Genomic DNA, 15,160 nt, shown 5'->3' on the forward strand with positions numbered 1-15,160 from the left:
CGGTGGCGATGCGGTTCGCAGGATGAACGCAACCGAAATTGCAACCGGTCGAGTGGTGTTGCTGCCACGAGCCCCCTGCAGTGCGACGAGGCTGCCTCAAGCCTGTCGCCCCGCCGCTCGCCGGAATCGCAGGTCGCGCCAGCCGAACGCAGGCCGTCCGTGACCAGTTCCGAGCTCCGCGTCAGAACCCGACCAAACTCCGGGTACTCGCAAGCGGCCGCCGGTGAACGACGCCAAACCTTGACGCTCACCTCATATCTCGGCTCCCAAGAGGCCGACGACTTCGTACACCAGAACGTGGCAATGCCGCCGATGCCACGCGACTCCGCCTCGGCGTCGAGGGACCTGCTCTCGCGCTTGCTGCCGAAGTCGGCCAGGCTCAGCGCCTTGTCCCTCGCGACTGGGTGAGCTTGCTCCGGCGGGAGACTTGACCTGTTCTCTTACTCGATCGACCTTGTGTCGTCACTTCCAAGCCACTTGTCACTGATGTTGATGGCCGGCTGAATGACTTCCGGGTAACGATCTGGAGGGTACTCCTGCTGAATCTCCTTGCCGGTTCGTCGATCCTTGATGATCTTTACGCCAGCCACCTTCATCTTTTTCAGGGTACCAATAGATTCACCCGATACGAGGGCGTTGAACGCTTTGATGGCCTGAGCCGACTGCTGAACGCTGTCCCTGCTCACCACCCCGCGGTTCACATTGATCATGGTGTTCGTGTACAGGGAGCGAGGGTCTCGCCCGACAAATTCGCGGCTGGTCTCACCGATGCCGTCGAAGAACAGGTCGGCGATACTCTCAGGCCATACCTCTGTAATGATCGTGCGCGCGACAATCAATCCCGTTGCGCTGGAGTGACACTGCTTTCCCTTGCTGACTAGACGGACGATGCGGCCCTCGTCGACTGGCCACCTTGGAACCAAATCCTGTACGTGTTCGGCGGTCAGCCGTCCGCTGGTCCACCTCATCCAGTGCAGGCCCGCAGCGCGGTTTGCAATGATTTTAAGCGCGGCTGCATAGACGTTGGCGTTGTTCTGCCTCATCTCCGTGATCTGTGCGACGAAGTCGCCGGCTGCACGGACGCGACCGCCGTCAATCGCGGCAAAGGTGTCCGGGCTGAGGTTGTACGTGACCTGGGCAGTCACTGTAACGCCGGTCTCGATAATGGCGGCGGCTCGGTGCTGTCCGTCAATGAGGCAGCCATGTGAGTCCAGAGCGAAGCCTTGGTGGGTAGTGCGAAACTGCTTATTTCGCAGAATGCTCTTAAACTTGTCTACATTGGAGCGTTTCAAGGGGACGCGGTTGCATGTCCTCTTTTCCATCCAGCTCGAACACTTGCCGGGTGTAACTTCGATGATCTCGGTGTATGCGCGCGGATTCTCGCTGTCTTCCTCAGTCACGTTCTGTCCTCTCCTCGCTTTGTTTCGATGTCTCGGGGGTCGAGGGTGGCGCGCCTGCGCGTCTCGATCACTCGCTAGAGATGCTAGGTCGGAGAGTCTTCAGGTTGCATGCATTGTTGCATTGCAGAGGTAAGTGACTAATTAATTGGAGATTGAGAACGATGTTGATCGTCTTTGACTACTTTTGCGCGATGGTTTGAGTCCTAGGATGGGGGTGTTGCCCAGCAGTCGCGTGACCTGCCTCCCCTGCTCCTACGATCCGTGTGCGTGTTCGTGTTCGCAGCTGAGGACCTGCGCGGCTAGCATCTGACGGCGACTAGAGGCGCGGACCCCGCCGTATGCGTGATGGTGCTGAGTTCTCCACTCAGGCCGAGGTGTCGGGCTCTTGAAGCGGCATTTCAGGTATGCGACGACCCGGGCGTCAGCAGTTGCCTCACATCGTCATGCCCCATCCCTAGCCCGTGCTCAGCGTCTCACGGTCAGCTTGGCGGCCGAGCGGCTGCGCACGGTGGTCCCGCATTTCCTCCGTCCTGCAGCGACGTGCCCCGAGCCTTCGCCGACCGCGGCGTTCACGAGTGCCTGATAGATGTGCTTCACCCGCTCCAGTAAGCACTACCTGTTCTGGTTCCCGGGATGACGTGCACGATCCGTTCGCGGTGTACGACTTGGTCGACGTACCGAAGGAGAGGTTGGGCGGCGAAGCGGGAGTATGGGCGGGGCGTAACTGATTCTTCACAGCCGTTGCAGTTGCCAGTGAGGAGCAGGCTGATACTCACATCCGCCCGCGCGGTTGAGCGGTCAGGCTTCTCACCTGGCTCCGCGTTCTCCGTCCCGACGCCAAAGACGCCGGTCAGGACCTGGTTGTGAACCAAGCGACAGTATTCAAACCTGCAGTGCTCCAAGGCGATCAGCGACGCTGCGAGACTGTTGGACTGCGCTGGTCTGACGTCGACCTCGGCAATGAGTGTCTGAGTAACTGCGCCGGAACCGTCTGTGCCCCAGGTACAAGCAGGGTGCTTGGATGCCTCACCGTGCGGCCGGGCGGGAACGGGGTATTGCCCGGACAAGGTGCAAGTCCAGCGCGAGACCAGGAATACCAAGTCACGTTACGAGCGGGCCGCCGCACTCGTGCCCCTGCCCGGCCCGCTGGTCGCCATGCTCCGCGCACACGCCGAGACGCAAGAGCGCGAGCGCAAGACGGCCGGCGACCTGTGGACTGAGTCGGACTACGTGTGTTCACCAAGCCCCTGGGGGTCCCCTGAGCCCGGATACGGACTACCACGAATGGAAGCGTCTACTGGAAGATGCGGGGGTTCGGGACGGTCGGCTGCACGATGCCCGGCATACGGCCGCCACGGTGCTCATGCTGCTGGGTGTTCTGGCCCGAATCATCGATCAGATCATGGGGTGGGAGCCGGGAACCTCGGCAAGCATGCGGGCCCGCTACCTCCATGTACCGGACGCCATGCTCAAGGACGTGGCCCGGAAGATCGCCGAAGCCATCTGGGGACCCCCGGAGGCACCCGCTGTGGACAAAAACCAGGACAACGAGGGCTGACAACCGTCGAAGGGCCCCACCGCGAACGGTGGGGCCCTTCGACGTTAGTGCCCGGTGAGGCACTGGCGGAGGATACGAGATTCGAACTCGTGAGGGGTTGCCCCCAACACGCTTTCCAAGCGTGCGCCCTAGGCCACTAGGCGAATCCTCCGCGGCAAACAATACAAGACGCCGGGGGATGCTCGCGAACTCGTTCCCGCCCCTGCGATCGGGTACTGTGTGCGGAGCCCCTCACGTGGCGCTATCTGACTGAACTCCCCCAGGGCCGGAAGGCAGCAAGGGTAGGTTGGCTCTGGCGGGTGCGTGGGGGGCGCTTGCGTTTGTGCAGGTGGGGGCGGGTGGGCTTCGGTTGTCAGCGGGCCCCGATAACCTCGTGGGTGTGTCGTCCCTTGCGCTGTATCGCCGCTATCGCCCCGAGTCCTTCGCCGAGGTCATCGGGCAGGAGCATGTCACTGACCCGTTGCAGCAGGCCCTGCGGAACAACCGGGTCAATCACGCCTACCTGTTCAGCGGGCCGCGAGGTTGTGGCAAGACGACGAGCGCGCGCATCCTGGCCCGCTGTCTGAACTGCGAGCAGGGGCCCACCCCCACTCCTTGCGGCGAGTGTCAGTCCTGTCGCGACCTCGCCCGGAACGGCCCGGGGTCGATCGACGTCATCGAGATCGACGCCGCTTCCCACGGTGGTGTGGACGACGCCCGTGATCTGAGGGAGAAGGCGTTCTTCGGACCGGCCAGCAGCCGGTACAAGATCTACATCATCGACGAGGCCCACATGGTCACCCCGCAGGGCTTTAACGCCCTGCTGAAGGTCGTCGAAGAGCCTCCCGAGCACCTCAAGTTCATCTTCGCGACGACCGAGCCCGAGAAGGTCATCGGCACCATCCGCTCGCGTACGCATCACTATCCGTTCCGGTTGGTGCCGCCCGGGACCCTGCGGGACTACCTCGGTGAGGTCTGCGGCAAGGAGGACATCCCCGTCGCCGACGGTGTGCTGCCCCTCGTCGTGCGGGCCGGTGCCGGGTCCGTGCGGGATTCCATGTCCGTCATGGACCAGTTGCTCGCCGGGGCCACCGAAGAGGGTGTGACCTATGCCATGGCGACCGGGCTGCTCGGTTATACGGACGGCTCCCTGCTCGATGCCGTCGTGGACGCCTTCGCCTCCGGTGACGGAGCCGCCGCGTTCGAGATCGTCGACCGGATCATCGAGGGCGGGAACGACCCCCGCCGCTTCGTCGCCGACCTGCTGGAGCGTCTGCGCGATCTGGTGATCCTCGCCGCGGTGCCCGATGCTGGGGAGAAGGGGCTGATCGACGCCCCTGCCGATGTGGTGGAGCGCATGGTGGCCCAGGCATCCGTGTTCGGCGCGGCCGAGTTGAGTCGCGCCGCCGATCTGGTCAACACCGGCCTCACCGAAATGCGCGGTTCGACCTCTCCGCGACTTCAGTTGGAGCTGATCTGCGCGCGGGTGCTGCTTCCCGCCGCGTACGACGACGAGCGCTCCACCCAAGCCCGGCTCGACCGACTGGAGCGCGGCGCTGCCGCGGTCGGAGTTGCCGGGGCCGGTGGTGGACCGCCCGTGGGCTATGTCCCCGGTCCTCAGATGCACACCCACATGCCCGGGCCCGATGGCCCGGTGTCCCGCCCCACCGCACCCGCACAAGCTGCGCCCCCGGCGCAAACGGAACCTCCCGCGCACTTCGCCGCTCCGCCGGCCGCAGCTCCCATGGCCCCTCCGACTCCGTCCGTCGAGGCGCAGCCCGCACCGCAGGCCGCAGCCGTCTCCCGACCCGGTGCCTGGCCCACCGCTTCCGCTCCCGGACAGGGGCCGCGACCGGCTGCGCCCGCGCCCACCCCGCAGGCTTCCGCCCCTGCGCCCGCGCAGGCGGCGCCGGCGTCCCCCGGCATGGCACAGGGCGCCGGCCAGGTGCGCAACATGTGGCCCGAGATCTTGGAAGCGGTCAAGAACCGCCGCCGTTTCACCTGGATCCTCCTCAGCCAGAATGCACAGGTGGCGGGCTTCGATGGCACCACGCTCCAACTCGGCTTCCTCAACGCCGGCGCCCGCGACAACTTCGCGAGCAGCGGCAGCGAAGACGTGCTCCGACAGGCGCTCTCAGAGCAGTTCCACGTGCAGTGGAAGGTCGAAGCGATCATCGACCCCTCGGGCGGTACGGGAGGCCCCGGGCCCTCCGGTGGCGGTCCCGGTCCCGGTGGTGGATCCGGCTTCGGCGGAGGTCGCCCCGCGCCCGGGGGATATGGATCGGGGGCGCCCGCCCCGCGTCCGGCCCCTGCGCCCGCTGCTCCGGCCGCGCCCCAGGGAGGTTCCGGCGGTCAGTCCGGCGCGTCCGGGCCGGCGGGTCAGGCCCCTGCCGCACAGGAGCCGCATCCGAGCCAGCCCGCACCGTCCAGACCTGTGGCCCAGGAGCCGCCGCGCACCGCTCCCGCCCCCGTGCACGCCCCTCCGCCGGTCTCCCCCGAGGACGATGTGCCCGAGGACGACGACCCGGATCTGGTGGAGTCCGCGCTCTCGGGCCATGACCTCATCGTGCGTGAGCTGGGGGCCACCGTCGTGGAGGAATACACGAACGAGTAGGCGGCCTCCCATCGGAGGGCCGTACGAGAGCACGGTCCGCGGCGGTTAGGCTGACGGGCGTGAAGGTCCTCGTCATCGGCGGCGGCGCCCGCGAACACGCCCTGTGCCGCTCTCTCTCCCTCGACCCCGACGTCACCGCTGTGCACTGCGCGCCCGGAAACGCCGGCATCGGCGAGATCGCGGAGCTGCACCCGGTCGACGCCCTCGATGGCGACGCAGTCGCCCGACTCGCTGCCCGACTGGACGTCGGACTCGTCGTCGTCGGCCCGGAGGCGCCGCTCGTCGCCGGTGTCGCCGATGCCGTGCGCACCGCAGGCATCCCCTGCTTCGGCCCGTCCCGCGAGGCTGCGGAGCTGGAGGGCTCCAAGGCGTTCGCGAAGGACGTCATGGCCGCCGCGGGAGTGCCCACGGCCCGTAGCTACGTCTGTGCGAACCCACAGGAGATCGACGCCGCGTTGGACGCCTTCGGGCCTCCGTACGTGGTGAAGGACGACGGTCTCGCCGCCGGCAAGGGCGTCGTCGTCACCTCCGATCTGGCCGTGGCCCGTGACCACGCGATCGCCTGCGGCGGTCGGGTCGTCATCGAGGAGTTCCTCGACGGCCCTGAGGTCTCCCTGTTCGCCATCACCGACGGCGAAACCGTTCTTCCACTGACCCCCGCCCAGGACTTCAAGCGCGCTCTGGACGGCGACGAAGGCCCCAACACCGGCGGCATGGGCGCGTACTCCCCGCTGCCCTGGGCCGATCCCAAGCTGGTGGACGAGGTCATGGCGACCGTGCTCCAGCCCACCGTCGACGAGATGCGCCGGCGCGGCACACCGTTCTCGGGACTGCTGTACGCGGGTCTTGCGATCACCTCCCGCGGCGTACGCGTCATCGAGTTCAACGCCCGCTTCGGTGACCCCGAGACCCAGGTGGTGTTGGCACGGCTGCGCACTCCGCTCGCGGGCGTGCTCCTGCACGCGGCGAAGGGCACGCTCGTCGACGAACCTCCGTTGCGTTGGCATGACGAGGCGGCCGTGACTGTGGTCATCGCCTCCCACAACTACCCGGACACCCCGCGCACCGGCGACCCCATCGAGGGGTTGGACGAGGTCGCGGCGCAGGACGCACCCCAGGCGTACGTCCTGCACGCCGGGACCAAGCAGGACGGCGATGTGGTTCTGAGCGCAGGCGGGCGGGTGCTGTCGGTCACCGCGACCGGCAAGGACCTCCGCGAGGCGCGCGATGCGGCTTACCGGGCGGTCGCCCGCATCAAGCTCGACGGCTCCCAGCACCGGACCGACATCGCCCGCGCGGTCGCCGAGGGCTGATGGGAGGGCGGCAGCACTCTTCGCGGTGCTGCCGTCACCTTCCGCGAGCTGCGAGCCGCGGGTTCGCCCTCTCGGAGCGACCCCGGGCCTGCGTGGAGTGCGCGAGAACCCGTGCGATCCGGCAGTGAACCCAGCACTCTCCTGGCCCGTCCTCACCTTTGCCCAAGGCCATTCCATTGAGTGACGACTGAGCCATCTGGATGACGGCTGCCGACGCCCCAACTATGGTGCGGCGCAAGCGTTCCGGCACTTGGCTCATCGGCATTGCGATGTCAGTGACGGGTGTCACAGTGGGGGAGTGACCTTCACCGTCGCCATGCAGAGGGGGTGAGGACCGGCGTGTCCGGTACCGGTATGGGCGAGTCGCTCGGCTCGCAGGCCGCGCGGTTGCGCGCGCTCGCCGTGTTGCGCATCCGCAGCCGGGCGGTGGCGGTCGCCCTGCTGCCTGCGGCGGCGGCCGTGGTGTTGTTCACCGGGGGCGTGACCGGTCATATGAGCGGGCCCGGCTGGGACGGTGCGCGCTGGGTCACCTCGGTGTGTGCGCTGGTCGTGCTGGTCCTCGCCGCGGCGGTCGCCACGGTGATCGTGCGGGCGAAGCCGGCCCTCAGCCCCACGGTCGAGCTCCCCGAGCGTTCCGCTCCCGACCTCTACCGCCTGGTGCGGGATCTGGCCGAGCGGCTCGACGTGCCTCCGCCTTCCGCGCTGGCGCTCACCCCCGACTGCGACAGTTGGCTGGAGGACCGCACCCATCCGTCGCACGCCCTCCGGCAGGTGGTGCGGACCGGTTCGCGGGTGCGGCGTTCGACGGAGGCACCGGTGCTGGTCATCGGCTCCCCGTTCCTGTGGTGGATGCGGGTGGCCGAGTTGAGGGCCGTGCTGGCTCCCGTCGTCGCGGGCACGGCACCGTCCGCCCACCCGGACATAGCCGCCGCCCGACGTTTCGTACGGGGGCTGGATGCGGCCGTGGCGTTGGCGTCGGACTCCGCACAGCGGGCCGTTCGATCGACCCCGTTGCGTCTGCTGGGACGGCTGGCCTTCGGTTTCATCGGCCCCATAGCCCGGCTGTTGCTGCGCAGCTGCCACACCTATGCGGGAGAGATGGAGCGGGGCGTGGCAGTCGCTGCCTCCGAGCGGGCGCAAACAGTCGACTACGGTCTGCGGATCGTCGCCCAGGAGCAGGTCGGCCTGGCCTACGCGGGCTGGGACAGGCTGCTGACCAGGGTGGCCCTGCCGGCCTGGCGGATGGGCCGTTGGCCCTCCCGGTTGGACGCCGGGGTGGTCTCCGCCCTCACCGAGCTGTCCCGCCGCGACCGGCTCGCCGAAGGCTTCACCTCCCGGCTCGGTGAGCGCCCTGCCTGTGACCTCCTGGAAGAACCCGGCGCCGTCGACGAGGCAGCCTCGCTCCTGGCCGCCCGCCTCTTCCACGGTGGCCCGGCCGAGACGGGCGCCAACTGGTCTCCGGTCGGCTGGCAGGAGTACCCGGAGGAGGTCGTGGACCGCAAATGGCGTACGGAAGCGGCCCGGCTCCATCGCGTGCTCGACGGTCTCGGAGTGACGCCTTCGGAAGGCCCCCACGGTCCGACGCTCGCCCGGGTGATCACCCACCTGGGCCGCCCGGCGCCGGAGGTCGGGGACAACCTCGCGGCCGGCATCAGTGCCGAGGTCGCCCGGGAGGAAGCGGCGGCCGCCGCCCCCGTTGCGAGGAGCCAGGGCGACGCGCTGAACGGCTGGGGTGCCGACCCCCTGCCGCTGTTCCCCTTGCAGCCGCCGCGCACCGGACGGGAACTGCTCGCCGACCACGTCACCGCGATGGTCTGCTGCGCCGCGGTGGACACCGCGGGTGCCGCACCGGGACTGGATTGGTTGGACGGCCCGGCCCTGTTGATACGGGGGGCGCGTTCGGCCGATCTGATGTCCCCGGTGCTCAGCCTGACGGAGGACGGCGATCCCGGACCCCTCCGGGCTTGGCTGACCAAAACGGGTGTGCGTGCGGAGAAGCCCGTCCGGCTCGTCTAGTTCGAGGCAGCCCGTCCGGCTCGTCCAGGTCGAGTCTGGAACGTCCCGCCCGCCTCCTCCGAAGAGGCCCGGAGGACATGAAGCGCCCGGGCCCTGGAGGGCACGGAGTCCCCTCGCCCGTTTTCTTACCGCCCCGGCTCAGGGCTCCCGGGAGGGCACGGATCGGCCTGCTGCGCGCCTCCCCGGCGTCTTCGCGGCCCGCCGGGTGCTCCACCGACGCCCCCCGCGCGGCGAGGTGACCTCTCCCCAGGGCCGTACGCCGCCGGGAGCCCGACCGTCCCCCGGCGTAGCACCGGCGCCATCCGATCGTCGACTTCGCTGCTCCGTACCCGCGCGCACCACATCCGTCCGCCGTGGCAGAAAGCTCACTCCCTCAACAATTCACGACGAAGGGTGACGGTCCGCATGCGTTATGTGATGTGCTGGGGATCGGCGCCGACCGTTCGGCGTAGCGCAGTTGTCCGGGGGCATTGAGGGAGGGCGCATGGGGGCGGAGCAGATCCGGCGGTGGGAGTCGGGTGCCCTCGCCCATGCCGTGACGGACCCCTTCGGGCAGGGACCCCTCCCGTGGCTGCGCGGCTCCGAGCAGTACGTGGACGCCGATGGACAGGTCGTCCCCTGGTACGCGGACCCCGATCGGGGTCGTGCCCGGGGTCCTCGTACCGCCGATGATGTGAATCGCCAGATCAAGGGGTTCACGTCGACCGGTGCCGTCGCTCCCGGCGAAGCGATCGACTTCCACATCACCGTGGACCCGCCACAGCAGTTCTCGGTCGACGTCTATCGGATCGGACACTACGCCGGAGCCGGGGCATCCAAGATCGCCACCAGTCCACGGCTCTCCGGCATCGTCCAACTGCCTCCGCTGACCGCCGACCGCACGGTCTCCTGCCACCACTGGTGGCTCTCCTGGCGGCTCCAGGTCCCTTCGTACTGGTCGGTCGGCGCCTATGTCGCGGTCCTCACCACGGTCGACGGCTACCGCTCCCATATCCCGTTCACCGTGCGCGACAACAAGCCGGCGGATCTGCTGCTCGTCCTGCCGGACATCACCTGGCAGGCGTACAACCTCTATCCGGAGGACGGTCGTACGGGGGCGAGCTTCTACCACGCATGGGACGACAAGGGCCGGCTCCTCGGGGAGCGGGACGCCGCCGTCACGGTGTCCTTCGACCGCCCCTACGCCGGTGCCGGGCTGCCCCTTCACGTCGGCCACGCCTATGACTTCATCCGGTGGGCCGAGCGGTACGGCTATGACGTCGCCTATGCCGACGCCCGTGATCTACACGGTGGCCGCGTCGACCCCACCCGCTACCGCGGACTCGTCTTCCCCGGCCACGACGAGTACTGGTCCGTGCCCATGCGCCGCACCGTCGAGGCGGCCCGCGACCAGGGCACCTCGCTGGTCTTCCTCTCCGCGAACTCGCTCTACTGGCAGGTCGAGCTCGGCCCGTCCCCGTCCGGCGTGCCCGACCGGCTCCTCACCTGCCGCAAGCGCCGCGGTCCCGGGAAGGCCGCACTGTGGCGCGAGATCGACCGGGCCGAACAGCAACTGCTCGGCATCCAGTACGCGGGCCGCGTCCCGGAGCCGCACCCCCTGGTCGTACGGAACGCCGGCCACTGGCTCTGGGAGGCGACCGGTGCCGGCGAGGGCGACGAGTTGGCCGGTCTGGTCGCCGGTGAGGCCGACCGCTACTTCCCGCGCACCGCGCTACCGGAGCACCGGCGCCGCATCCTTCTCGCACACTCCCCCTACCGGGACGCCAAGGGGGCCCTGCGACATCAGGAGACGTCCCTCTACCGGGCACCGTCGGGCGGGCTCGTCTTCGCTTCGGGCACCTTCGCCTGGGCGCCCGCGCTCGACCGTCCGGGCCATGTGGACAGCCGGATCCAGCGCGCGACCGCCAACCTCCTGGACCGCATCTGCAAGCGGGACTGAGCCGGGCCGTGCCCCTCCCGGCCCTGCCCCGATCGCCCGCTCCCCATCCGTACCGTCGTCCCGTACGCGCCCCCCACCCCGCCGCGAGCTGCGCCCCCACAGCGGAGCCTGCCGTTCCATACGGGAGAATCGGACCTGTCAGTCAGAGCTACGGGGAGGACCCATGTCCGGTTTTGTGGAAAAGCCCGAACCGCTTCAGGTGCCGGGGCTGGTGCATCTGCACACCGGCAAGGTGCGGGAGCTGTACCGGAACGAGGCGGGCGACCTCGTCATGGTCGCCAGCGACCGGATCTCCGCCTATGACTGGGTGCTGCCCACGGAGATCCCGGACAAGGGCCGGGTCCTCACCCAGCTCTCCCTGTGGTGGTTCGAGCGTCTTACCGACCTCGTTCCGAACCACATCCTGAGCACCGAACTCCCCGCGGGCGCCCCCGCCGACTGGGCCGGCCGCACGATCGTCTGCAAGTCCCTCCAGATGGTGCCCGTCGAGTGCGTCGCCCGTGGATACCTCACCGGTTCCGGTCTGGCCGAGTACGAGGCGTCCCGCACGGTCTGCGGAATCGGCCTGCCCGAGGGGCTGAGCGACGGTTCCGAACTGCCGGGCCCCATCTTCACCCCCGCCACCAAGGCGGCGGTCGGCGACCACGACGAGAACGTCAGCTACGAGGAGGTCGCCCGGCAGGTCGGTGTCGAGACCGCCGCCCTCCTGCGGCAGACGACCCTCGCCGTCTATGGCCGGGCCCGCGACATCGCCCGCGACCGGGGCATCATCCTCGCCGACACGAAGTTCGAGTTCGGCATCGACGCGGACGGGGGCCTGGTCATCGCCGACGAGGTGCTGACGCCCGACTCCTCGCGCTTCTGGCCCGCCGCCGACTGGCAGCCGGGCCGCGCCCAGCCCTCGTACGACAAGCAGTATGTACGGGACTGGCTGACCTCACCGGCGTCCGGCTGGGACCGCCGCAGCGAGCAGCCGCCGCCGGCCCTGCCGCAGGAGGTCGTCGAAGCGACCCGGGCGAAGTACCTGGACGCGTATGAGCTGCTGACCGGCATGCCCTGGGACTCGACCCCGTCCTGAGCGGCCGTTCCTGGATTGAGCCCTGCATCCAGCCCTGGACCGGTACGCCGACCCGCCGTGGCCTCGCGCCCGGCGGGTCGGCGCGTACCGGCCCAGAACCGACCCGAACGCCCGAAGGGACACGAACAACACGAAGGCCCCGATCCAAAAGGATCGGGGCCTTCAATTGAGCGGACGACCAGGTTCGAACTGGCGACCTCAACCTTGGCAAGGTTGCGCTCTACCAACTGAGCTACGTCCGCATGCGCCGTGGCGCGCAGCCCACTATACCCAACCCCGCTCCCGTGCGAGACGGGCGGCTGCGTGCCGGTTCTCCGCCCCCAGTTTCGAGGCGGCCGACGACAGGTAGTTCCGTACGGTTCCCTGCGACAGCGCCGCCCGTTCCGCGATCTCCGCGATGGGTGCGCCGTCCGCCGCCAGATCCAACACTTCCGCCTCCCGTGCGGTCAACGGCGAGTCGCCGGCAGAGATGGCATCGGCCGCCAACTCCGGGTCCACATAGCGGTGTCCGGCGTGCACGGTACGGATGATCTCGGCGAGTCGCTGGGCGCTGACCGTCTTGGGGACGAACCCCCGTACGCCCGCCGTCAGGGCCCGCTTGAGGTGTCCCGGCAGGCCGTGGCTGGTGACGATCATGGTTCTGCACCCGGGGAGCTGCGCCTTCAGGGATGTGGCCACGCTCACACCGTCCGCTCCCGGCATCTGGAGGTCGAGCACGGCGACGTCCGGACGGTGGGCGAGGGCCATCGCGAGCGCCTCGGTCCCGGAGGCGGCCTCCGCGACCACCACCAGATCGTCTTCGAGCGCCAGCAGGGCCGCCAGCGCGCCCCTGATCAGATGCTCGTCGTCGGCGAGCAGTACCCGTACGGTCATCCGGTGCCTCTTCTCGGTCGGGTGCGGCCCGGTGGGCGGCTCACCGCGGTCATCCGGCGTCGACGACCGCGGGGCCGGTGGGGCTGGTGCCCGACTTCCCAGCGGTTGGCTGCCCGCCCTCCGGTCCCGTACGCCCATGGGCTGCCGCCTCGGCGGGCGCCGGCTGGTCCGCGCGGCCCTCCACGGGCACCCGGGCCGTCAGCCGGTAGCAGCCTCGGGGTGCGGTGCCCGCCTCCAGCGTGCCGTCTACAGCCGAGAGCCGTTCCCGTAGGCCCGCGAGCCCGGAACCCGGCCGCCGGGCCCGGTGAGGGGTCGAGGAGAGCGCGGGGGCCGGGACGGTCGACGGTGCGGAGGGGGCGTCGTCGCCGGTGGCCGCCTCTCCGGCAGTGGGGGGCCGGTCCGCGCCGTGGTGAGCGCCGTCGTTCTCCACCACCAACACGGCTTCGCCGTCCGTGAGCCCCACCGAGATCCGGCAGCGGCGGGCGTCACCGTGGCGGAGCACATTGGTGGTCGCCTCCCGCACCACCCAGGCCAGCGCCGATTGCACGTCCGCGGGCAGATCGAGTTCCGTGACCACCACCGTGCAGTGGATACCGGCCGCGCCCAACACTCCGCGGGCACCCTCCAACTCCACCCGTAGATCGGCCTCGCGGTACCCGCGGACCACATCGCGCACCTCGCGCTGCGACTCCTGCGCGATCCGTTGGACCTCGGACATCTGGTCGACGGCCTCCGCCCTGCCGCGCCGGGCCAACTGCACCGCCAACTCACTCTTCAAGGCGATGACGGCCAGATTGCGGCCCAGTACGTCATGGAGGTCACGGCCGAACCGCAGACGCTCTTCCGCGACCGCGAGCCGTGCTTCCACATCGCGGGCCTCACGCAGTTGCCACAGCACCCCGAGGATCCACATGGAGGCCCGTGCGGTGAACGCGGCCCAGCCGGTGGTGAACCCCACCGAGATGAAGACGGCCAGCACCGTGTCCGCCGTGTGCCCGGTCACGGCCAGCAGTCCGGCCAGCAGGGTCAGTACGGACAACTGGACCAGCGCTGTAACCCGGTTGGGTACGAAGAGGCAGTGCGCCGTCAGGAAGGGGGCCAGGGAGGCCATCAACATCCCCGCCAGCATCCCGCCCTCATCGGGGAGAGCCTCCGGAGGTGACAGGGCCAGCACCACGCCAACGGTGCCGGCCGTCACGGACGCAGCCCAGGCCATCAGCCGCCAAGGGACCTCCGCCCGCTGGAGGTAGACGTCCATTCCCCGGCAGCTGAGCTTCCCGCAGAGCACGCCGGTCGCCACCGCGAGGAGCGGCCCGACGACGGCGAGTGCCAGGGGGCCTTCGACCCGTATGGGAGGGGTCAGCATCATCAGGGTCAACCCGATCGCGCCCATCCACACGATCGCGTAGAGCGTGCCTCGGGTGTAGAGATCCACTTTGGCCAGCCCGCTGCGACCGCTCCAACCCTTCACCCGCACGAGCCACCTCCGTCGATGCACACCCCCACTGATGATCCGCGGCCGTCTGCTCGGCGGCGTCCCCTGCCGTGATCGGCAGGGTGGGCGATCAGCGGCGCGGCTCCCAGCGGAACCACTTCGAGACAGCAAACACCGACAGTGCCGTCCAGACCAAGGTGATCACCACGGCCCGCATCACATCCGCGGAATCCGCGCCGCCGAGCCAGCCGGCCCTGACCAGGGTCATCACACCGGTGACCGGAAGCAGCTCGCACACCGAAGCCATCTTCTCGGGCATGACCTCCAGCGGCACGAGCAGGCCGGAGCCCGCGACCGAGACCAGGAACATCGGCATGGTGGTGATCTGTGCGCTCTCCACCGTGCGGGTCACCGTTGCCGTCACCGCGGCCAGTGCCGTGAGCAGCACCGCCCCGATGACGATGCCCGCGATCAGGAGGTCGGGGCGCCGGGGGGCGCTCAGGTCCATGACCAGGACCCCGCCCGCCAGCAGCAGGACGCACTGCGTCAGCGCGAGGCCGACCGCGGGGAGCGCGGTCCCCACGAGGATCTCGTGGTCGGGCACCTCTCCCGTACGCAACCGCTTGAGCACCAGTTCCTCGCGGCGGGCCACATAGGCGGAGACGAGGTTGAGGTGGATCACCAGCAGCAGGACCAAGCCGATGCCGGCGGTCATCGACGCCTCGACGACGCTCATTCCGGCTTTGCCGAGGTCCAACTCGTCCAGGGATGACTTGGTCGCGACCACCATGATCAACGGCATCAGCAGGGCGACGAAGAGCGCGCTCCGGTTTCTGATGAGCAGGGTCCATTCCGCCCTGCCGAGGGCGGCGAGCCGTCCCGTCGCGGAGGGGCCCGAAGGCTTCCCCGCCGCGGATGTACGGGCGGTCCCGTGGTCCTTCAGGGTCGTCGCCAT

9 protein-coding genes, 2 tRNA genes, 1 other RNA gene and 1 pseudogene are annotated in these 15,160 nt (G+C 69.1%); 7 read left to right on the forward strand and 6 right to left on the reverse strand.

The genetic code is table 11. The features are described from left to right. Positions 1 to 440 precede the first annotated feature (440 nt). Positions 441 to 1,400 carry a hypothetical protein gene (locus ABZ348_RS10960; RefSeq protein WP_358931520.1) on the reverse strand — a complete coding sequence of 320 codons (960 nt, stop codon included), beginning with the start codon at positions 1,398 to 1,400 and terminating at the stop codon, positions 441 to 443. Positions 1,401 to 2,311: 911 nt separating this feature from the next. Here ABZ348_RS10960 and ABZ348_RS10965 point away from each other — a divergent pair. Continuing rightward, positions 2,312 to 2,958, forward strand: a pseudogene (locus ABZ348_RS10965) (tyrosine-type recombinase/integrase); the annotation flags it as partial. A 63-nt stretch (positions 2,959 to 3,021) separates the two neighbouring features. Here ABZ348_RS10965 and ABZ348_RS10970 read toward each other — a convergent pair. Next, a tRNA-Ser gene (locus tag ABZ348_RS10970) sits at positions 3,022 to 3,109 on the reverse strand. A 71-nt stretch (positions 3,110 to 3,180) separates the two neighbouring features. Here ABZ348_RS10970 and ffs point away from each other — a divergent pair. The 6 genes from ffs (at position 3,181) to ABZ348_RS11000 (ending at position 11,897) form a co-directional block, all read left to right on the forward strand. After that, an RNA gene (ffs, locus tag ABZ348_RS10975) (signal recognition particle sRNA small type) lies at positions 3,181 to 3,279 on the forward strand. 58 nt (positions 3,280 to 3,337) lie between these two features. Next, complete coding sequence (locus ABZ348_RS10980) at positions 3,338 to 5,551, forward strand: DNA polymerase III subunit gamma and tau (protein WP_358931522.1); 2,214 nt, start codon at positions 3,338 to 3,340, stop codon at positions 5,549 to 5,551. Positions 5,552 to 5,610: 59 nt separating this feature from the next. Continuing rightward, on the forward strand, positions 5,611 to 6,864 hold the full coding sequence (gene purD / locus ABZ348_RS10985) for a phosphoribosylamine--glycine ligase (protein WP_358931524.1): 1,254 nt from the start codon (positions 5,611 to 5,613) through the stop codon (positions 6,862 to 6,864). Between the two features lie 339 nt (positions 6,865 to 7,203). After that, a complete protein-coding gene (locus ABZ348_RS10990) occupies positions 7,204 to 8,880 on the forward strand; it encodes a hypothetical protein (RefSeq protein ID WP_358931526.1) in 1,677 nt (558 codons plus the stop codon). A 484-nt stretch (positions 8,881 to 9,364) separates the two neighbouring features. After that, on the forward strand, positions 9,365 to 10,819 hold the full coding sequence (locus ABZ348_RS10995) for a N,N-dimethylformamidase beta subunit family domain-containing protein (protein WP_358931528.1): 1,455 nt from the start codon (positions 9,365 to 9,367) through the stop codon (positions 10,817 to 10,819). Positions 10,820 to 10,982: 163 nt separating this feature from the next. Continuing rightward, positions 10,983 to 11,897, forward strand: a complete 915-nt coding sequence (locus ABZ348_RS11000; protein WP_358931530.1) for a phosphoribosylaminoimidazolesuccinocarboxamide synthase — start codon at positions 10,983 to 10,985, stop codon at positions 11,895 to 11,897. Positions 11,898 to 12,066: 169 nt separating this feature from the next. Here the strand turns inward: ABZ348_RS11000 and ABZ348_RS11005 are convergent. From ABZ348_RS11005 to ABZ348_RS11020, 4 genes are all read right to left on the reverse strand, one after another. Further along, positions 12,067 to 12,139: transfer RNA gene (locus ABZ348_RS11005), tRNA-Gly, on the reverse strand. 22 nt (positions 12,140 to 12,161) lie between these two features. Then, positions 12,162 to 12,770: a response regulator transcription factor gene (locus ABZ348_RS11010; RefSeq protein ID WP_358931532.1), complete on the reverse strand. Its 609-nt coding sequence runs from the start codon at positions 12,768 to 12,770 to the stop codon at positions 12,162 to 12,164. 49 nt (positions 12,771 to 12,819) lie between these two features. Continuing rightward, entirely contained in the window at positions 12,820 to 14,247 is a 1,428-nt protein-coding gene (locus ABZ348_RS11015; protein WP_358931534.1) for a histidine kinase, read from the reverse strand. 88 nt (positions 14,248 to 14,335) lie between these two features. After that, positions 14,336 to 15,160 carry an ABC transporter permease gene (locus ABZ348_RS11020; RefSeq protein ID WP_358931536.1) on the reverse strand — a complete coding sequence of 275 codons (825 nt, stop codon included), beginning with the start codon at positions 15,158 to 15,160 and terminating at the stop codon, positions 14,336 to 14,338.

Source organism: Streptomyces sp. NPDC005963, from assembly GCF_040638655.1.
GTDB lineage: Bacteria > Actinomycetota > Actinomycetes > Streptomycetales > Streptomycetaceae > Streptomyces.